The organism is Caulobacter sp. S45 (assembly GCF_009765965.1).
In the GTDB taxonomy this organism is placed as follows: Bacteria; Pseudomonadota; Alphaproteobacteria; order Caulobacterales; family Caulobacteraceae; genus CAHJWH01.
Genome location: NZ_LMUL01000014.1, coordinates 1,831,246 through 1,849,562, shown reverse-complemented (window position 1 = coordinate 1,849,562; position 18,317 = coordinate 1,831,246). Strand labels below are relative to the sequence as shown.

The following is an 18,317-nucleotide window of genomic DNA, read 5'->3' as shown; positions in this document are numbered from 1 at the left end:
CGGCGCACCGCCTGATCGGCCGGACGAATAGGGGGGCGATGCGTCCGGTGGCGCCCCTCCAAAGAGGGGTGTACGGAATTGGGCAAGACGGGACCGGTCCTGAATGCCAACCTCGCAATCGACCCTGGTCGAGATCATCGGCGCCATCGGAAGGGCCGATTTCGCCGCCGTGACCGCCAAGGCGGTCTGCGAGCTGATGGACTTCGAGCTTTCGGCCATCGTCGTCCATCGAGGCGAAGCGCCGCCCGCCCTGTTGTTCGAGAACTTCGACACCGTCGGATGTCGGCAGGGAATCCAGAACTACGTCGGGTTCACCCATGCGGCCAATCCGCTGCTGGAGCGTGGTCCGGTCGCCGGCGCCTTCAGGGCGCGGGACTTCCAGATCCGGGCGGATCGGATCGCGGCCGACGCCAGGTCCTACCTCGTGCGCTCTCCCGACGAGGAACTGGGCTTCCGCACCGTGGGGTGGCCCGCGAGACTGGAGGAGGTGGGCCTGTATTTTCCAGCCTGCGGCGGCATGGTCGAGCTCGGCCTGTATCGTGATCGCGGCCGAGCGTCCGTCCAACACGACGCGCTCAAGGACCTGGAAGCGCTGAGCGCGCCGATCGCCGCCGCCTTCGACCGGAGCGCCACGCTCGCCGATGCGACGCCGCCCCAGCGAAGGACGTTCCACAAAAGCCTCACGCCGCGTGAGGCTGAGATCGCCGACCTGCTCCTGATCGGCTGTTCGTCGGAAGCCATCGAACTGCGGCTCGGCATCAGCCGCCATACGGTGAAGGACTACCGCAAGCAGATCTATCGCAAGCTGGGGATCGGCACGCTGTCCGAGCTATTCGCCCTGGGCGCCGGTTCGCTGGCCCACTCTCTTCCGAGCCGCCGCAGGCCTCTCTAGGCCGCCACGCCCGTCGTCATCATCTCCTGCACCCGCGTCAGCAGTTCCGGGGTCGCGGCCAGTTCGGCGCGCATGGCGGGGTCGCGGGCCAGGCGCATGGCCTCGGTGCGGGCGCGCGCGGTCACCGGACCCAGGGGCGCGGTCTCGCCGCTGACCAGCTTCAGCAACAGCATCAGGCGGTGGGCGGCGGACGCCGGGGCGCGGGCGATGGCGGCGATCAGCTTGGCGTCGGCCTCGATCATGCCGGCGACCTCGCCGATCCGCACCGCGACCTCGACCCGGTCCTCCTCGGCCAGGCCGACCCGGCGCAGCGCATGCTCCAGCTCCGCCAGATGGGCCAGCTTCCAGGCCGGGGATTCGGAGCCGGTGAACAGGACCCGTTCGAAGCGCAGGGCGCCGATCGTGGTCTTCAGCCACTTGGCCGCCGCGCGCTTGTTGACGCCGCCGACCACGTTCTCGCCGAGCCGCATCAGCGCCTGGGCCTCGCCCAGCGGGCCGCCGCCGGCCTGTTCCAGATAGATCTGCACGAAGTTGGAGTTGAGCAGGCTCTTGGAGCGCTCGATGAAGGCGGCCTGGACCTCTTCGGGCCCGACCACCTTGGAGCCGGCCATGACCAGCACGCGGGCCAGGGCGCGCATGGTGCGGATCTCGCCGCCCGGATCGGTGGGATGCAGGCGGCGCGTACTGTTCAGCTCCGCCAGGATGCGGCGGGCGAGCGAGGTGCGCACCGAGTCGAAAGCCGGGTCGCCCAGCCAATGCGCCAGGCGGTTCAGGGCGACGTCGATCGGCGGGAACTCGTGGTTCAGCGACGGGTCCTTCTGGATCATGATCGCCACGGTCTCGGGCGCGACCAGCCGGGTCATCAGCGCCAAGCCCGACCCCATGTCGGGCGACGCCTCGCCCACCAGGGCCGCCAGCCCGCCGCGCGAGCCGAGGATCTCGCTCAGCGGCTGTTCCAGCACCCGGAAGGCGAGAAGGCGGCCAGGACCTTCGGTGGGGGCGGATTCCGCCATGTCGAGCAGCAGGCCGATCTTGTCCACCCAGCTTAGCCCGCCAGCCATGACGGCGGCGGCCGAGCCGCCCAGCACGAAGGCGGGTTCGGCCGAGACCAGGGCGATCTCCACCGCCGAGGCGAAGTTGGACGAGGCGACGATCGGGAACAGGTGGCGGCGATGGGCGGAGGTCACCCGCGAGATCGCCTCGTCCACCAGCTTCTGATAACGCCGCATGACTTCGTGCACGGAGCATTTGCGCGCCTGGGCCTCGGGCACCGACAGCCGTTGCAGGCAATGCTGGATCTCCATGCCCGAGGCGTCCAGGCGTTCGATCAGGTCGGCGCGATGCAGCAGTTCGAAGGCGGTGGAGCGCTCCCGCTTGAGCCAGCCGTCCAGCAGCCGCGCGATCCGTTCGCGGGCGTGGATGGTGTAGAGGTCCGACGGCGTCACGCACAGAAGCCCGGCCTCTTCCTCGAGGATATGCGTCTTGGGCTTGAGCGGCTGGATGTCGCCGCGGGTCAGGATGGCGATGCTGGCGTATATACCCGTATCCGGGTCGAGGATCTCCTTGGTGACCTTCACCGCCGCCGCGCGATTTTCCGCCAGCATGGTCTCGGCGCGCTTTACGGCCTCCAGGCGTTCCTCGGTGGCGAACTCCAGCGCCCATGGCGAACTGGGTTTTCGCCGGGCGAACAGCTCGTAATGGACGTTATCGTTGACCATGTAGTGCTCCCGCCTTCTTTTTTATCCGGCGGCGGCTTAAATTTGCCTGAAGTTGCGTGATCTACGTCGGCTTGCGACTTGCATTCGGAAAAGCGACCTTCTGCACATGGCGAAGATCACCCTTGTCGACGATGACGAAAACATCGTCACCTCCATCTCCCTGGCGCTCGAAAGCCACGGGCACGTGGTCAGGGCCTACCACGACGGCGTCGCCGGCCTCCAGGCCCTAGAGCAGGAGCCGCCGGACCTCGCCATCCTGGACGTGAAGATGCCCCGCATGGACGGGATGGAGGTGTTGCGTCGCCTCCGCCAGACCTCCGAACTGCCGGTGATCATCCTGACGTCCAAGGACGAGGAGATCGACGAGATCCTGGGCTTCAACCTTGGCGCCGACGACTACATCCACAAGCCCTTCTCCCAGCGGCTGCTGATCGAGCGGGTCAAGGCGGTGCTGCGCCGGGCCAGGGCCGACGACGAGGAGGAGCCGGACGTCACCGGCATGTCGCCCGCCGCCGCCGCCGCCGCCCAGGCCAAGCCGCTGAAGCGCGGGAAGCTGACGCTCGATCCCCAGCGCCACGACTGTCTCTGGGAAGAGCGGCCGGTCAAGCTGACGGTGACCGAGTTCCTGCTGCTCCAGTCCCTGGCCCAGCGGCCCGGCTTCGTGAAGAGCCGCGACAACCTGATGGACGCCGCCTACGACGATCAGGTCTATGTCGACGACCGCACCATCGACAGCCACGTCAAGCGAATGCGCAAGAAGTTCCGCCAGGTCGATCCCGAGTTCGACGCCATCGAGACCCTGTATGGCGTGGGATATCGCTACCGGGAGACGTGAGCGTGAACGCGGCGGCCCAGGCGACGCGCGCGCCGACTTCGCCGCCGACCGACCGGGACCTCGCCCTGCCGTCGTCCGCCTCGCGACGGCCGCCGGCGCGCGGGAGCGGGGTCGAGCGCCGGGGGCGGTTCCGCTTCCACGGGTCGCGGCTGGCCAGGCTGATCCTCGGCCTGAACCTGGCGGGCCTGGCCATCCTGGTCGTCGGGGCCTTGGTGCTGAACGAGTTCAGCCGGGGGCTGGTCGAGGCGCGGGTGGACAGCCTCTCCACCCAGGGTGAGCTGATCACCCAGGTGATCGTCAAGGCGGCCACCACCGGCGAGCCCAAGCCGGACATGAGTCCGGACGCCGCCCGCGTGGTGCTGGAAATCCTCGCCATTCCCCGCTCGGAGCGGGCCCAGCTCTATGACCGGAGCGGCCGCCTGATCGCCGACACCGATGTGATCGCCGACAAGGTGGTCGAGCGGCCCCTGCCGCCGGCGCTCAAACCCGGCCAGCATATTCACTGGCCGTGGTCGGGCGCGGCCTTCGAGGCGCGTCGTGAAGCCCGCGCCCACGCCGAGGAGCATGCCGAGGTCGCCCGCGCCCTCACCGGCCAGAAGGTGGCCGGGGTGCGCATGTCGGAGACGGGAGGGCGGCTGGTCAGCGTCTCGATCCCGATCCAGAACGTGCAGGCGGTGCTGGGCGTGCTGACCATCCAGGCCGGCGACGTCGACCGCATCGTCGCCGCCCAGCGGATGGCGCTGATCCCCTTTATCCTGATGGCGGTGGGGGCGGTGCTGGCCTCCAGCCTGCTGCTGAACGGGGCGGTGGCCGAGCCGATCCGGCGGCTGTCGCGCGCTGCCGACAGCGTGCGCCTGTCCCGCGCGCGGGCCATCTCGCTGCCCGACATCGCCGCGCGCCAGGACGAGGTGGGCGATCTGGCCCGCTCGCTGGATTCGATGACCTCGACCCTGACCGCGCGCATGGACGCGATCGAGCGCTTCGCCGCCGACGTCAGCCACGAGATCAAGAACCCGCTGACCTCGATGCGCTCGGCGCTTGAGACCCTGGAGATGGCGCCCGAGGGGCCGATCCGCGACCGGCTGGCTGCGGTGCTGAAGCAGGACGTCGGCCGGCTGAACCGGCTGATCACCGACATCGCCAACGCCTCGCGCCTGGACGCCGAGCTGTCGCGTGATCCGTCGCGCACGCTGGATCTGCAGCGTTTTCTGGAGGACGTCGTCGGCCTCTACCCGTCCGAGGCCGTCCCCCTGGGCGGTCCCACCGTCACCCTGGTGGCGAGCGAAGCCCTCGATGGTTTCCGCGTGATCGGCCGGGAGGGGCCGCTCGGCCAGGTGTTCCGCAACCTGATCGACAACGCCCGCTCCTTCAGTCCCCCGGACGGCCAGGTACGCGTCAGCCTGCACCGGGTGCGGCGCAGCGGCGGCTTCTACATCGCCACCCATGTCGAGGATCAAGGGCCGGGTGTGCCGCCGGAGAACCTGGAGCATATCTTCCAGCGCTTCTACACAGCGCGTCCCAAGGGGCAGGCGCCTGGCGGCTCGGCCTTCGGGGGCCATTCGGGCCTGGGCCTGTCCATCGCCCGCCAGATCATCGAGGCGCACGGCGGCATGATCCGGGCGGAGAACATGGAGGGCTCCAGCGGCGCAGTGCTGGGCGCGCGCTTCGTGGTCGAGCTGCCGGCCGCCGCCCCATGAGCCCCATCCCATGAGCGAGGTCGCATGAGCGTGCTCCACGCCACCACCCTGGCGCGTCGGGTCGACGGAGAATGGCGGGGCGTCCTGGTCCGTGGACGCTCCGGCGTCGGCAAGAGCGACCTGGCGCTGCGGGCCTGGGAGCGGGGCTGGCGGCTGGTGGCCGACGACCGCACCTTGGTCTGGATGTCGGCCGGTTTGGTCTACGGTCGGGCGCCGGACCCCATAATCGGCCTGATCGAGGCGAGGGGCGTCGGTCTGGTTGCGATCCCGGCGCTGCCCTTCGTGCGCCTCGCCTTGGTGGTGGACGCCGCCGAGGGCCCGGTGGAGCGGATGCCTGAGCCGGAAAGGGTTTGCGTGCTCCAGGCCGATCTCCCGCGGCTGCGCTTCGACCTGTTCGAAGCCTCCACATTGATCAAGATCGGACTGATGCTGGAGGGGCATGCGGCGCTTGGCGACGACGGCCGGCTTTGACAGGGGCGAACCTGAGGGTATCTAGCTAGCTCACGTTCGCGGCTCCCAGCCCGCGAAGCGGCGGGCAGGGGCGGGGCCCTGCAAGGGGATGGAATGATCGGACTGGTGATCGTCACCCACGGGCGGCTCGCCGAAGAGTTCGTTGCGGCGATGGAGCATGTGGTCGGACCGCAGACGGCGGTGCGCGCCATTTCCATCGGGCCGGACGACGACATGGAGCGCCGCCGCGCCGACATCGTCGAGGCGGCGAAGGCCGTCGATTCGGGCGAGGGCGTGATCTTGCTCACCGACATGTTCGGCGGCACGCCGTCAAACCTGGCGATCTCGGCCATGGACGAGGCCCGCGCCGAGGTGATCGCGGGGCTGAACCTGCCCATGCTGATCAAGCTGGCCAGCGTGCGGGGACGCGAGTCGCTGCAGGCCTGCGTCGCCCAGGCCCAGGACGCCGGGCGCAAGTACATCTCCGTCGCGTCCTACGTCCTGGCGGGGGAGAAGTGAGCCCGAGCATTCGGCGGACTGTGGAGATCGTCAACGAACGCGGCCTGCACGCCCGGGCGTCGGCGAAATTCGTCAAGGCCGCATCCCAGTACGACTGCGAGATCACCGTGCTGCGCGAGGGCCAGAGCGTGGACGCCCAGTCGATCATGGGCCTGATGATGCTGGGCGCGGGTCCTGGCTCGCAGATCGAGATCGCCGCCGAGGGTCCCGACGCCGAAGCCGCGGTGGACGGGCTGGTCCAGCTCGTCGCCGACCGTTTCGACGAGGAGCGCTAGAGCAAAATCCCGCTCGAGGCGCTATAGGCGGCGCATGACCTTGAAGATCCACGACACCCTGCGCCGCGAGAAGCTGGCGTTCGAGCCCCTCGATCCCGCGCGGGTGACGCTCTACGTCTGCGGCCCCACCGTCTACAACTACGCCCACATCGGCAATGCGCGGCCGGTGGTGGCGTTCGACGTGCTGTTCCGCCTGCTGCGCCGCCTCTATGGCGATGACGCGGTGATCTATGCCCGCAACGTCACCGACGTGGACGACAAGATAAACCAGGCCGCCATCGACCAGGGCGTGGCCATCTCGGTGATCACCGACCGGTTCACCGCGATCTACGAGGCCGACATGGCCGCTCTGGGCGCGCTGGCGCCGACGATGCAGCCCCGCGCCACCGCCCACGTGCCCCAGATGCTGGCCATGATCGCCCGGCTGGTCGAGGCCGGCCACGCCTATGCGGCGGAAGGCCACGTGCTGTTCGACGTGTCCTCGTTCCCGGCTTATGGCGCGCTGTCGGGCCGGTCGCTGGACGAGATGGTCGCCGGCGCGCGGGTCGAGGTCGCCGCCTACAAGCGCAATCCGGCCGACTTCGTGCTATGGAAGCCCTCCAAGCCCGGCGAGCCGGTGTGGGAGAGCGCCTTCGGCCCCGGCCGTCCCGGCTGGCATATCGAGTGCTCGGCCATGATCGAGGCCGAGCTCGGCTTTCCGGTGGATATCCACGGCGGCGGCCACGACCTGATCTTCCCCCACCACGAGAACGAGCTGGCCCAGGGCGTCTGCGCCCAGCACGGCGGCGCGCAGGGCGACGGCGAGTATTCCCGCTACTGGATGCACAACGGCTTCCTGACGCTGGACGCCGAGAAGATGTCCAAGAGCGTGGGCAACGTGCTGCTGGTGCACGAGCTGGTGAAGTCGGTTCCGGGCGAGGTCGTCCGCTGGGCCCTGCTGTCGGCCCACTACCGCGCGCCGCTGGACTGGACCGCCGACCTGCTGGATCAGTCCCGGCGCTCGCTGGACCGGCTCTACCGGGTGATCCACGATGCGCGCCGCCAGGAGGTCGAGGGCCTGACCCCCGATCCGGTGCGGGTGCTCGAACTGGCCGCCCCGGTGGTGGAGGCGGTGGAAGACGACCTCAACACGCCCCAGGCGATGAGCGAGCTGTTCAAGCTGGCCGACCAGGTTCGCGCCGCCCTGTCCGGTTCGGTCCTGGAGGCGACCACCAGCCTGCACGCCCTGCTCGACGCCGGAGCGCTGCTGGGCTTCCTACAGGCCGACCCGGACGCCTGGTTCCAGGGCGGCGCCGACGCAGGGCTTAAGACGCGAGTGGAGGACCTGATCGCGCGCCGCGCCCAGGCCCGCCTGGCCAAGGACTGGCCCGCCGCCGACCTGATCCGCGCCGAGCTGACCGAGCTGAAGGTCGAGGTGCTGGACGGCCCCGGCGGCACGGCCACCTGGCGGCTGAAGGATTGAATCGCCCTAAATCCACCCCCCTCCCCCTCGAAGGGGGAGGGCCAGGGCGGGGGTGTGGCCGCAAGGTTGACGGACTGGCCTAAGAGGTGGCGACGCCTCTATCGCCCCACGTCACACAGCCTGCACTCACCCCCAACCCTACCCTTCCCCCTTCGAGGGGGAAGGGCGCCATTCCCGCAACGCCGCCGCCATCCGCTCGAACACCGGACCCCAGTCGCCGAGCGTCTGCTGGCGGAAGATGCGCATGGTCGGATACCAGGGGGTGTCCTCGCGATCCTCCATCCAGCGCCAGTCCGACACCCGGTTGACTGCGATCCACACCGGCTTGCCGATGGCCCCGGCGAGGTGGCCCGAGGCGGTGTCGCAGCTGATCAGCAGGTCGAGGTTGGCCATCACCGCCGCCGTCTCCGCGAAGTCGCCGGCGTCGTAGACCTCGTCCAGGCGCGCGACCTCGAAACCCAGGGTCGGGTCGTCGAGCATGTCCATGCCGTCGGCCTTCTGCAGGCTGATCAGGCGCGCTCCGGGAACGGCGGCCAGGGGCGCCAGGGCCTTGAGCGGGATCGAGCGGCCGATCTCCACCTCCGAGGTCAGGTTGCCGCTCCACACGATGCCGACCTTCAGCCCGTCCGGCGCAATGGTGGCCAGCTTCGCGGCCCAGGCGGCGGATAGTTCCGGGTCGACGGGCAGGTAGGGGATGGCGCCCGGCAGGTCGTCCAGGCTGCGCACGAAGTGATGCGGCAGGCTGAACATCGGCGCGCGGCAGGCGATGTCCACGGCCGGGTCCCCGTCGATGACGAATTCCGCCACGCCCGGCAGGTGCTCCATCAGCCGCTTCAGCGGCTTGCGGGCCTGAAGCACCACCCGGCCGCCGCGCGCCGCCACCTGGGGGATCAGGCGCGCGCACTGGATGGCGTCGCCGAAGCCCTGTTCGGCATGGATCAGGATAGACGCTCCGTTCAGCTCGCGCCCGTCCCACAGCGGCTGGGTGAAGCCGGCGTCCTGGCGCAGCCGGCCGGGACGTTTCAGCCGCCACTCGTACTCGGCGAACCCCTCGTCGAACACGCCGCGCTGGAGCAGGGCCAGGGCGTAGTTCCAGTGGGCGTCGGGCAGGTTGGGATCGTACTTCAGCGCCGTCTCGTAGACGGTCTCGGCCTCGGCGGCGCGCCCCTGGCGGAACAGGGAGACGCCGAGATTGCACCAGGCGCCCGGCATTTCGGGCTTGATCGCCAGGGCGTCACGGTAGTGCGGCTCGGCCTCCACCACCTTGTTCTGCGCGATCAGGGTGTTGCCGAGGGTGGAGTGCGCCTCCGCCAGCTTCGGGTTCAGCTCGATGGCGCGGCGGCAGGCTGCGGCCGCCTCCTCGAACTGACCGATGTCGGACAGGCATTGGCCGAGGTTGCTGTGGGATTCCGCCACGTCGGGCTGCAGCGCGATGGCGGTCTTGAAGGCTTCCACCGCATCGGCCTGCCGTCCGCGCGCCAGCAGGGCCAGCCCCAGGTTCATCTGGGCGGCCACCAGTTCGGGATTGATCGACAACGCCTGTAGGTGGGCCAGGATGGCGCGGTCCAGCAGCGCCAGCACGCCGACGTCGTGGCGGTCGCGGACGTACTCCTGGATGGCGCTGCCGAGGTTGGTGTAGATCGGCGCCTGGGGCGGGTTCAGGGCCACGGCCTGCTCGTAGACCGGGATCGCCTCGCCGTAGCGGCGCAGCTCGGCCAGCATCAGGGCGTAGTTCTGCAGCAGGACGATGTCGCGCGGGGCCAGGCGCGCGGCCTCGGCGTAGTGGACGACCGACAGGTCGAGCTGGGCCAGGGCCTTGTAGGCGGCGGCCAGGTTGCCGTGCGCCTCCGCATAGGCCGGACGCAGGCGGATCGCCTCCAGATAGGCGTCGCGGGCCTCCTCGAAGCGGAGCTGGCGCAGCAGCGAATTGCCCAGGTTGAACTGCGGCTCGGCCGCCTGGGGCAGGAGGCCGACGGCGGTGCGTAGCGGCGCCTCGGCCTGGTCCGGCTTGCCGAGCTCGGTCAGCGTCACCCCGAGATTGAGATGGGCGTCGGCATAGGCGGGTTGCAGGCCGGCGGCGGCGCGGAAGTTCTGGGCGGCGGCCTCGCGATGACCCAGGGCGCGGTTGGCGACGCCCAGGTTCAGGTGGGCGGCGGGCATGCGCGGGTCGAAGCTGAGCGCCTCGGCGGCGGCGGCGGCGGCCTGCTCAGAGCGAGCCAACTGATTCAAGGCGTTGGCGAGGTTGGACAGGTCCACCGCGTTGCGGCCCAGCGCCAGCGCCCGCTCGACGACCTCCACGCTGGCCGCCGTAGCGCCCTTCTGCTGCAACAGCACGCCCAGCAGCCGCCAGCCCTCCTGGACCTTGGCGTCGAGCGCCAAGCCCTCGCGGTACAGCGGTTCGGCGGCGTCGAGGTGGCCGGCCTTGTGCTCGGCCAGGCCGCGCCCGATCAGGCCGCGCGCGATCTGGGCTGGGGCGGGGGAAGCCATGGCCGTGCGGTGGCCCAGGCGGGCGACGGCGTCAATAGGGCGTTCAAGAGTAACGGGCTCAGGCGGCCCGGCAGCGCTGGGCGGTCATCCGGCAGGGATGGGCGTCCAGGTGCAGCGCCTCCCAGTCCAGCGCGGGCGTGGGCGCCTTGGCCGCCGCCAGCACGGCGCGCAGCTCCAGTGGCGAGCCCATGCCGATGATCACCTTGGAGGCTTCCGGCCGTCCCAGCGCGAAGGCCAGCGCCGCCTGCATGGGGTCGGCGCCCGCCTCGGCCAGCAGTCGGCGCAGGCGCGAGATCTGCGGCGCCTCCACCGGGGCCGGTTCGAACAGCAGGCCGCGCAGGAAGGTCGAGCGCAGGTGCAGCTCCACGTCCATGGCGGCCAGTTCGGTCAGGACGCCGTTGTCGATCATGCGCCGGTCGAGCAGGCTGACGGGCAACTGCATAACGTCCGGCTTGAACCGCCGGGCGAGGCCGATGGGGTCGTCGCAGGCGCAGGCGCAGATGCCCACCGTCTCGAACAGTCCCTGGTCCTGCAGCTTGCGAAGGCCTGTCCACAGGCGCGCGCCCTCCGCGTCGAGCAGGATCGAGGCGGGACGCACCAGAATGGCGCGGGCGCGCTCCAGCTTCAGCCGGCGCAACGAGGTCCTGGCCCGGCGCAGCATGGCGTCCACGCCGCCCTCGTCGGGGATGGCGGTCTTGATCACGAAGTCGAAGGCCGGTTCGCGCGGCGCCACCTGGCCCAGCACGCGCTCGGCCTCGGCGTTGTCGGGCGAGGTGTCGATCAGCCGGACGCCGGCCTCGGCCGCCAGCGCCGCCATGGCGAAGGCTTCGGCGGGATTGGGGCCGGCGCGCGAATCGGCGGTGGCGGGGGCGCCGAAGCGGCCCGCGCCCATGCCCAGCTTGTCGGTGACGGCGCTCACGCGAAGGCCGCGCACGGCGGTTTCGGGTCGGGCCGGACAGACGCCGGAGATCGTCCGGCTCTGCAAATGGCGGCCGGCATGGCCCTCTCCGCATCAGGATTAACTACGCCCGATCCTGCCCGAGATTGCTTAACGAAGCGCCAAGCCGGCGTTGATCGGCGTGCAAACGCGCGCCGCGCTGCTATGACAGCACCAAGACGTTTGTTTCGGACCCTGCAGATGACCCCGCTCGATCCCGCCACCCCGCGCCACGACTGGACCCGCGCCGAGGTGGCCGCCCTGTTCGACCTGCCGTTCACCGATCTGGTGTTCCGGGCCGCCGCCGTCCATCGCCGCTGGTTCGACCCAGCCGAGATCCAGCTGTCTCAGCTGCTGTCGATCAAGACCGGCGGCTGCGCGGAGAACTGCGGCTATTGCAGCCAGTCGGCCCACTTCGACACCGGGCTGAAGGCCTCCAAGCTGATGGACCCGCAGGCGGTGATCGCCGACGCCCAGCGCGCCAAGGCCGCCGGCGCCGGACGCTTCTGCATGGGCGCCGCCTGGCGCGACCTGAAGGACCGCGACCTGCCCAAGCTGGCGGAGATGATCTCCGGGGTGAAGGCGCTGGGCCTGGAAACCTGCGCCACGCTGGGCATGCTGCGCGAGGACCAGGCCGTGGCGCTGCGCGAGGCGGGGCTGGATTACTACAACCACAACCTCGACACCTCGCCGGAATATTACGCCAGCGTGGTCACCACCCGCACCTATGACGACCGGCTGCAGACCCTGTCCCATGTGCGCGCGGCCGGGATGAAGACCTGCTGCGGCGGCATCGTCGGCATGGGCGAGACCCGCGCCGACCGGGTCGGCCTGCTGCATGCGCTGGCCACCCTGCCCGAGCACCCCGACAGCCTGCCGGTCAACGGGCTGGTGCCGATCGCCGGCACGCCTTTGCAGGACAGCGCGCCGGTCGACGGGATCGAGTTCGTGCGCACCATCGCCGTCGCCCGGCTGGTCTGTCCCCAGGCCATGGTGCGCATCGCCGCCGGGCGCGAGGGCATGAGCCGCGAGCTGCAGGCTTTGTGCTTCACCGCCGGGGCCAATTCGATCTTCGTCGGCGCCCAGCTCCTGACCACGCCCCTGCCGGGCGAGGACGAGGACAGCCGCCTGCTGCGCGACCTGGGCCTGCGTCCCATGCCGGTCGACGCTGAGCCTGCCGCCCGTGCGCCGGCGAGCGAGCCCGAGCGCGCGCCGATCTACGCCTCATGAGCGGCTTCCCGCCGCCGGGCGACAAGCAGGCGCTGGAGCGCGGCGAAACGCTGACGCCTCGCTTCGACGCCAACGGCCTGATCGCCGCCATCGCCACGGATGCCGACAGCGGCGAGGTGCTGATGCTGGCCTGGATGACCGCCGAGGCGCTGGAGCGCACGCTGGCCACCGGCGAAGCGCACTACTGGAGTCGTTCCCGCTCCGAGATTTGGCGTAAGGGCGCGACCAGCGGCCAGGTGCAGACGGTGGTCGAGCTGCGGGTGGACTGCGACCAGGACGCGGTGTTGCTCAAGGTCCGGCCGCAAGGCGACGGCGGCGCCTGCCACGTCGGTTTCCGCTCCTGCTTCTATCGGGTGGCGGAGGACGGGCGACTGGTGGAGCGGCCTTGAGCGTGTCCGATCCTGAAGCCGCGGACGATGACATCGCGCACGACATCGACGCTTCCGATGGCGCCGCCCACGACATCTCCGTCGAACTGACGGAGGCGACCGCCGGCGAGCGGTTGGACAAGGCCCTGTCCCACGCCGTGCCGGAGCTGTCGCGCGGGCGGGTGCAGGCCTTGATCGCCGACGGCGCGGTGCGGTTCGGCGAGACGCCCGTCACCGACATCTCCTCCAAGGCCCGGCCCGGCCTCTACAGCATCCTGGTGCCGGCCCTGGCCTCGGCCATCCCCCAGCCGCAGGACCTGGGGCTGGTGGTCCTGTTCGAGGACGCCGACCTGATCGTGCTGGACAAGCCCGCCGGCATGGCCGCCCACCCTGCGCCGGGGACGCCCGATGGCACCTTGGTCAACGCCCTGCTGTATCATTGCGCGGGCGGCCTGTCGGGCATCGGCGGGGTGATGCGGCCCGGCATCGTCCACCGGTTGGACAAGGACACCTCCGGGGTCATGGTCGCCGCCAAGTCCGACGCTGCGCACCAGGGGCTGTCGGCCCTGTTCGCCGCCCACGATATCGAGCGCGCCTACACCGCCTTCGTCCGCAGCGCGCTGGAGCCCTCGCGCGGGACCATCACCTCCCGCCTCGGCCGCTCGCAGCACGACCGCAAGAAGATGGCGGTGCTCAGGACTGGCGGGCGCGAGGCGATCACCCACTACCGCACCCAGGCCACCTTCGGGCCCCAGGCGAAGCCCCTGGCGGCCAAGATGCTCTGTCGCCTGGAGACCGGCCGCACCCACCAGATCCGGGTGCACCTGGCGTCCAAGGGCGTGCCCGTCCTGGGCGACCCGATCTACGGTTCGGGCTCGCCCACCACCGCAGTGCGGGAGGCGATGGCGGACGCCGGCTTGAAGCGCCAGGCCCTGCATGCGGCGGTGCTGGGCTTCGTCCACCCCATTACCGGCCAACAGCTACGCTTCGAGATCCCTTTGCCGGACGACATGTCGCAGCTAGAGACCAACCTCAGCGCTAGGTTTTTTCGCGCCTAGGCGAAATGAGCCTTAAACAGGACGCAACTGTCCACTATATCTCGCAAGTGCTAACGGACGGGACGCCGCGCTCCCACCGACCCCTGAACAAGGCCGGGCGACGACCCCCATCTGGCTTCGTGCTGAAGGGGATAACTACCTATGGCGACAAATGCGCTGGCGATGATCTCGCCGGAGGGCGGCCTCTCACGGTATCTGACCGAGATCCGCAAATTTCCCATGCTGACCAAGGACGAGGAATTCATGCTCGCCAAGCGTTGGCGTGAACATGAAGACCCCCAGGCGGCGCACAAGCTCGTCACCTCCCACCTGCGCCTCGTCGCCAAGATCGCCATGGGCTACCGCGGCTACGGCCTGCCGATCGGCGAGGTGATCAGCGAGGGCAATGTCGGCCTGATGCAGGCGGTCAAGAAGTTCGAGCCCGACAAGGGTTTCCGCCTGGCCACTTACGCCATGTGGTGGATTCGCGCCTCGATCCAGGAATACATCCTGCGCTCCTGGTCGCTGGTGAAGATGGGCACGACCGCGGCGCAGAAGAAGCTGTTCTTCAACCTGCGCAAGGCCAAGTCCGAGATCAGCGCGCTGGAGGAGGGCGACCTCCATCCCGACCAGGTGGCCATCATCGCCACCCGGCTAGGCGTGACCAACGACGACGTCATCTCGATGAACCGACGCCTGTCCGGCCCCGACAGCTCGCTGAACTCGCCCTTGCGCGCCGACAGTGAGAGCGAGTGGCAGGACTGGCTGGTCGACGACACCGCCGAGAGCGCCGAGCACGTCCTGGCCGAGAGCGAGGAGAAGAACATCCGGATGAGCCTGCTCGACGAGGCTATGCAGGAGCTCACCGACCGTGAGCGGCATATCCTCACCGAGCGCCGGCTGAAGGACAACCCGACCACGCTCGAAGAGCTGGCCGGCCAGTACGGCGTCAGCCGCGAGCGCGTGCGCCAGATCGAGGTGCGCGGGTTCGAGAAGCTGCAGAAGGCCATGCAGGCGGCCGCCCAGGCGCGTCACCTGATCGACGCCTGAGCCTGATACCTGTGGACAGGACGCTGGCGTAGCCATTCGCCGGCGTCCGTCCTATATCGCCGCTCACCGCCTGGGGGCGGCGATCAGGAGCCTGCGATGAAGCTTTTCGTGGACAGCGCCGACGTGGGCGAACTCAAGGCCCTGGCCGCCAGCGGCCTGGTCGACGGCGTCACCACCAATCCCTCCCTGATCGCCAAGCAGGGCGGCGTGTTCCTCGAGACCATCGCGCAGATTTGCGCCCTGGTCGACGGTCCGGTCTCCGCCGAAGTGGCCTCCACCGATTACGCCACCATGGTCAAGGAGGGCGAGCGGCTGGCCGCGATCGCCGCCAATGTGGTGGTCAAGCTGCCGCTGACCTGGGACGGGCTGAAGGCCGCGCAGGCCTTCTCCCGAAGCGGGATCAAGACCAACGTCACCCTGTGCTTCTCCGCCGTCCAGGCGATGATGGCGGCCAAGGCGGGGGCGACCTACATCTCGCCCTTCGTCGGCCGGCTCGACGACCATGGCGCGGAGGGCATGGGCCTGATCGCCGACATCCGCGCGATCTACGACCAGTACGGCTTCAGCACCGAGATTCTGGCCGCCTCGATCCGCTCCACGGCCCATGTGCGCGAGGCGGCCCTGTCGGGTGCGGACTGCGCCACCATTCCGCCGTCGGTGTTCAAGGGGCTGCTCGCCCACCCCCTGACCGAGCGCGGTCTGCAGCAGTTCACCGCCGACTGGACGGCCAGCGGCCAGACCATCCTGGGCTAACTGCCGCGCCTGTGTCCGCCAGCCCTTGCAGCGGCGACGATCCGCAAGCTATAAGCCCCGCTTCCCGGGCGGACGCGTAGCTCAGCGGGAGAGCACTACGTTGACATCGTAGGGGTCGCTGGTTCGATCCCAGCCGCGTCCACCATCCCCTTACCCATCCCAAGCCGTGAGAATGGTCCCCCATCCGGGCGTCCAGCCTCGGCCGGGAGGCGTCATGTTCACCGAACTGTCCGAGTCCAGCATCGAAGATCAGGTGCGGCGCTTCTACATCAGGGCGCGCGGGGACGATCTGCTGGGGCCGGTGTTCGCCGCCGCGATCAGCGATTGGGAGCCACACCTGCGCGACATCTCGGATTTCTGGATCGGCGCCCTGCTGGGCGTGCGCCGCTACAAGGGCGACCCCATGGGCGCGCATCTGCGCCATGCGCTGACGCCGGAGATGTTCGACCGCTGGCTTGGCCTATGGGCCGAAACCGCGGACGAGGGGTTTGCGGGCGCCGCCGCCCAAACCCTCAAATCGCGCGCCGAGATGATCGGCCGGAGCCTGCGCGCCGGCTTGCCGCTTCGTCCCGCCTGATCGGCGTGGGCCTGGCGGAGCCAGGTTCGACCGCTGCGTTCGACGCGTGACGTCGACCCGCCTTGCCCCTTCCGCCGCGGCGAGGGCATAAGGCCCCGATGGGTGCTGAGTCCGACATGCAGGCGGCGCGCGAGATCCTGCACCGCGTGTTCGGCCACCCCGATTTTCGGGGCTTACAGGCCGGCGTGATCGGCGAGGTGCTGGCCGGGCGCAGCGCCATGGCCGTGCTGCCGACCGGTGGCGGCAAGAGCCTCTGCTACCAGGTGCCGAGCCTGGTGAGGCCGGGGCTCGGGCTGGTGGTCTCGCCGCTGATCGCCCTGATGGCCGACCAGGTGCAGGGCCTGCAGCAAGCGGGCGTGGCCGCCGCCCGGCTGGACTCCAACGCGACCCTGGACGAACGCAGCACAACCTGGCGGCGGATCGGGGAGGGCGAACTCGACCTGCTCTACATGTCGCCCGAAGGGCTGATGCAGTCCGCCGTGCTGGAGCGGCTGTCCAACCGCAACATCGCGCTGGTCGCCATCGACGAGGCGCACTGCGTCAGCCAGTGGGGTCACGACTTCCGTCCCGAATACCGCAGCCTGGGCAGGTTGGCCGAGGTGTTTCCGGACGCGCCGCGCCTGGCGGTCACAGCCACCGCCGACGCCCGCACCCGCGAGGATATCCGCAACGAACTGCGGCTGGCCGATGCGCGCGAGTTCGTCGACAGCTTCGCGCGGCCCGAGCTGCAATTGTCGGCCGAGCGCAAGTCCGGGCCGGCCCATGCGCGGGTCGAGGCCCTGGTGCGCGCGCGGCCGAGGCGGGCGGGGGTGATCTACGCCGGCTCGCGCGCGGGCACCGAACAGCTGGCCGAGCGGCTGGCGGCGGCGGGTTCGCCGGCCCTGGCCTATCACGCGGGCCTGGACAAGCAGGTGCGCCACGACCGGCTGTCGCGGTTCCTGGACGAGGACGGGGCGGTGATGGTGGCCACCATCGCCTTCGGCATGGGCATCGACAAACCGGACGTGCGCTACGTCATCCACGCCGACCCGCCGGGCTCGGTGGAGGCCTACTGGCAGGAGGTCGGGCGCGCGGGGCGCGACGGCCAGCCGGCGGAGGGGATCACGCTCTACGGCTCGGCCGACATGGCCTGGGCGCTGCGGCGCATCGACGAGCGCGAGGTCGCCCCAGAGGTCAAGCAGGTGCAGGTGCGCAAGGTGCGCCAGCTCTACACCATGCTCGACGGCATGGGCTGCCGGGCGGTGGCGGTGCGGCGCTACTTCGGCGAGGTCGGGGCCGAACCCTGCGGCCATTGCGATCTCTGCCTCAGCCCGCCCGAGGCGCGCGACGCCACCAAGGCCGCGCAGATGGCGCTGTCGGCGGTGCACCGGCTCGGTGGCCGCTACGGGCGCGGGCGGGTGGTGGACCACCTGCTGGGCAAGACCAAGGACGTGCACCCCAGTGAAGCGGCGCTGTCCACCTTCGGCGTCGGCTCCGACCTGAGCGCGGTGGAATGGCGGACCCTGCTGGACCAGCTGCTGTTCGACGGTCTGCTGCACGAGGAGCCCAACGACGGACGCCCGCTGATCGGACTCGGCGAGGGCGAGGCGGTGCGCGAGATCTATCGCGGCGCCCGCAAGGTGGAGATGCGGGCGATCGCGCCGCCCAAGGAGCGCGCCAGCCGTCGCGAACGCCCCGCGCCGCTGGCCGACGCGCCGCCGGAACTGCAGGCCCTGTTCGAGGCGCTGCGGGCGTGGCGCAAGGGGCAGGCGTCGCAGCAGGCGGTGCCGCCCTATGTGATCTTCCACGACAAGACCCTGCTCGACATCGCCAACGCCCGGCCACGCACGCTGGCGGCGCTGGGCGAGGTCAGCGGGGTCGGCCAGGGCAAGCTCGACCGCTACGGCGCGGCGGTGCTGGAGGTGGTGAAGCGCGGTGGGGAGGCGGAGGCGGCCTGAGACTGGCGCTCCTTTTTCCTCCGCTCATCTCCGCCATGGCGCGCCGGGTTGCGCGGGACCCGCCGCCCCGCTACATCCCGCGCACCCCCAGAC

Annotated in this window: 17 protein-coding genes and 1 tRNA gene; 15 read left to right on the top strand and 3 right to left on the bottom strand. The window is 70.0% G+C overall.

Going from position 1 to position 18,317, the window contains the following annotated elements:
- Positions 1–103 precede the first annotated feature (103 nt).
- Positions 104–892, top strand: coding sequence for a helix-turn-helix transcriptional regulator (locus GSQ87_RS15650; protein WP_158916276.1), 789 nt, complete (start codon positions 104–106; stop codon positions 890–892).
- Here GSQ87_RS15650 and GSQ87_RS15645 read toward each other — a convergent pair.
- Positions 889–2,610, bottom strand: a complete 1,722-nt coding sequence (locus GSQ87_RS15645) for a hypothetical protein (protein ID WP_158916275.1) — start codon at positions 2,608–2,610, stop codon at positions 889–891. The genes GSQ87_RS15650 and GSQ87_RS15645 overlap by 4 nt on opposite strands.
- A 106-nt stretch (positions 2,611–2,716) precedes the next feature.
- Between GSQ87_RS15645 and GSQ87_RS15640 the strand changes: the two genes are divergently transcribed.
- The 6 genes from GSQ87_RS15640 (at position 2,717) to cysS (ending at position 7,848) form a co-directional block, all read left to right on the top strand.
- Positions 2,717–3,445, top strand: a complete 729-nt coding sequence (locus tag GSQ87_RS15640; protein ID WP_158916274.1) for a response regulator transcription factor — start codon at positions 2,717–2,719, stop codon at positions 3,443–3,445.
- A gap of 2 nt (positions 3,446–3,447) precedes the next feature.
- Positions 3,448–5,142: a stimulus-sensing domain-containing protein gene (locus tag GSQ87_RS15635; RefSeq protein WP_254063018.1), complete on the top strand. Its 1,695-nt coding sequence runs from the start codon at positions 3,448–3,450 to the stop codon at positions 5,140–5,142.
- A 24-nt stretch (positions 5,143–5,166) separates the two neighbouring features.
- A complete protein-coding gene (locus GSQ87_RS15630) occupies positions 5,167–5,613 on the top strand; it encodes an HPr kinase/phosphorylase (RefSeq protein WP_158916273.1) in 447 nt (148 codons plus the stop codon).
- Positions 5,614–5,706: 93 nt separating this feature from the next.
- Positions 5,707–6,111 (top strand): PTS sugar transporter subunit IIA, encoded by a 405-nt coding sequence (locus tag GSQ87_RS15625; protein ID WP_158916272.1) that lies wholly within the window; start codon positions 5,707–5,709, stop codon positions 6,109–6,111.
- Positions 6,108–6,386, top strand: coding sequence for an HPr family phosphocarrier protein (locus GSQ87_RS15620; RefSeq protein WP_158916271.1), 279 nt, complete (start codon positions 6,108–6,110; stop codon positions 6,384–6,386). Before GSQ87_RS15625 ends, GSQ87_RS15620 begins: the two co-directional genes overlap by 4 nt.
- 34 nt (positions 6,387–6,420) lie before the next feature.
- Entirely contained in the window at positions 6,421–7,848 is a 1,428-nt protein-coding gene (cysS, locus tag GSQ87_RS15615; RefSeq protein WP_158916270.1) for a cysteine--tRNA ligase, read from the top strand.
- 138 nt (positions 7,849–7,986) lie between these two features.
- Here cysS and GSQ87_RS15610 read toward each other — a convergent pair whose 3' ends face one another.
- A complete protein-coding gene (locus GSQ87_RS15610; protein WP_158916269.1) occupies positions 7,987–10,335 on the bottom strand; it encodes a tetratricopeptide repeat protein in 2,349 nt (782 codons plus the stop codon).
- 58 nt (positions 10,336–10,393) lie between these two features.
- Complete coding sequence (locus tag GSQ87_RS15605) at positions 10,394–11,269, bottom strand: aldo/keto reductase (RefSeq protein ID WP_158916268.1); 876 nt, start codon at positions 11,267–11,269, stop codon at positions 10,394–10,396.
- Positions 11,270–11,473: 204 nt separating this feature from the next.
- On the opposite strand from GSQ87_RS15605, the gene bioB reads away from it, so the two are divergent.
- From bioB to recQ, 8 genes are all read left to right on the top strand, one after another.
- Positions 11,474–12,502, top strand: a complete 1,029-nt coding sequence (bioB, locus tag GSQ87_RS15600; protein ID WP_158916267.1) for a biotin synthase BioB — start codon at positions 11,474–11,476, stop codon at positions 12,500–12,502.
- Entirely contained in the window at positions 12,499–12,891 is a 393-nt protein-coding gene (gene hisI, locus GSQ87_RS15595) for a phosphoribosyl-AMP cyclohydrolase (RefSeq protein WP_158916266.1), read from the top strand. Before bioB ends, hisI begins: the two co-directional genes overlap by 4 nt.
- Positions 12,888–13,928 carry an RluA family pseudouridine synthase gene (locus tag GSQ87_RS15590; RefSeq protein ID WP_371416678.1) on the top strand — a complete coding sequence of 347 codons (1,041 nt, stop codon included), beginning with the start codon at positions 12,888–12,890 and terminating at the stop codon, positions 13,926–13,928. Before hisI ends, GSQ87_RS15590 begins: the two co-directional genes overlap by 4 nt.
- A 141-nt stretch (positions 13,929–14,069) precedes the next feature.
- Positions 14,070–14,957 carry an RNA polymerase sigma factor RpoH gene (gene rpoH / locus GSQ87_RS15585; RefSeq protein WP_158916265.1) on the top strand — a complete coding sequence of 296 codons (888 nt, stop codon included), beginning with the start codon at positions 14,070–14,072 and terminating at the stop codon, positions 14,955–14,957.
- Between the two features lie 96 nt (positions 14,958–15,053).
- Entirely contained in the window at positions 15,054–15,710 is a 657-nt protein-coding gene (fsa, locus tag GSQ87_RS15580; RefSeq protein ID WP_158916264.1) for a fructose-6-phosphate aldolase, read from the top strand.
- 70 nt (positions 15,711–15,780) lie between these two features.
- Positions 15,781–15,855, top strand: a tRNA-Val gene (locus tag GSQ87_RS15575).
- 69 nt (positions 15,856–15,924) lie between these two features.
- Positions 15,925–16,287: a group III truncated hemoglobin gene (locus GSQ87_RS15570; RefSeq protein ID WP_158916263.1), complete on the top strand. Its 363-nt coding sequence runs from the start codon at positions 15,925–15,927 to the stop codon at positions 16,285–16,287.
- A gap of 98 nt (positions 16,288–16,385) precedes the next feature.
- Positions 16,386–18,224 carry a DNA helicase RecQ gene (gene recQ / locus GSQ87_RS15565; protein WP_158916262.1) on the top strand — a complete coding sequence of 613 codons (1,839 nt, stop codon included), beginning with the start codon at positions 16,386–16,388 and terminating at the stop codon, positions 18,222–18,224.
- The last annotated feature ends 93 nt before the right edge of the window (positions 18,225–18,317 follow it).

What these genes read in the sequence shown, in the direction of transcription:
- rpoH (WP_158916265.1), top strand. Translation starts at nt 14,070, where the DNA reads ATGGCGACAAATGCGCTGGCGATGATCTCGCCGGAGGGCGGCCTCTCA.
- GSQ87_RS15640 (WP_158916274.1), top strand. Translation starts at nt 2,717, where the DNA reads ATGGCGAAGATCACCCTTGTCGACGATGACGAAAACATCGTCACCTCC.
- hisI (WP_158916266.1), top strand. Translation starts at nt 12,499, where the DNA reads ATGAGCGGCTTCCCGCCGCCGGGCGACAAGCAGGCGCTGGAGCGCGGC.
- recQ (WP_158916262.1), top strand. Translation starts at nt 16,386, where the DNA reads ATGGGTGCTGAGTCCGACATGCAGGCGGCGCGCGAGATCCTGCACCGC.
- GSQ87_RS15610 (WP_158916269.1), bottom strand. Translation starts at nt 10,335, where the DNA reads ATGGCTTCCCCCGCCCCAGCCCAGATCGCGCGCGGCCTGATCGGGCGC.
- GSQ87_RS15650 (WP_158916276.1), top strand. Translation starts at nt 104, where the DNA reads ATGCCAACCTCGCAATCGACCCTGGTCGAGATCATCGGCGCCATCGGA.
- GSQ87_RS15645 (WP_158916275.1), bottom strand. Translation starts at nt 2,610, where the DNA reads ATGGTCAACGATAACGTCCATTACGAGCTGTTCGCCCGGCGAAAACCC.
- GSQ87_RS15630 (WP_158916273.1), top strand. Translation starts at nt 5,167, where the DNA reads ATGAGCGTGCTCCACGCCACCACCCTGGCGCGTCGGGTCGACGGAGAA.
- GSQ87_RS15625 (WP_158916272.1), top strand. Translation starts at nt 5,707, where the DNA reads ATGATCGGACTGGTGATCGTCACCCACGGGCGGCTCGCCGAAGAGTTC.
- cysS (WP_158916270.1), top strand. Translation starts at nt 6,421, where the DNA reads ATGACCTTGAAGATCCACGACACCCTGCGCCGCGAGAAGCTGGCGTTC.
- GSQ87_RS15570 (WP_158916263.1), top strand. Translation starts at nt 15,925, where the DNA reads ATGTTCACCGAACTGTCCGAGTCCAGCATCGAAGATCAGGTGCGGCGC.
- bioB (WP_158916267.1), top strand. Translation starts at nt 11,474, where the DNA reads ATGACCCCGCTCGATCCCGCCACCCCGCGCCACGACTGGACCCGCGCC.
- fsa (WP_158916264.1), top strand. Translation starts at nt 15,054, where the DNA reads ATGAAGCTTTTCGTGGACAGCGCCGACGTGGGCGAACTCAAGGCCCTG.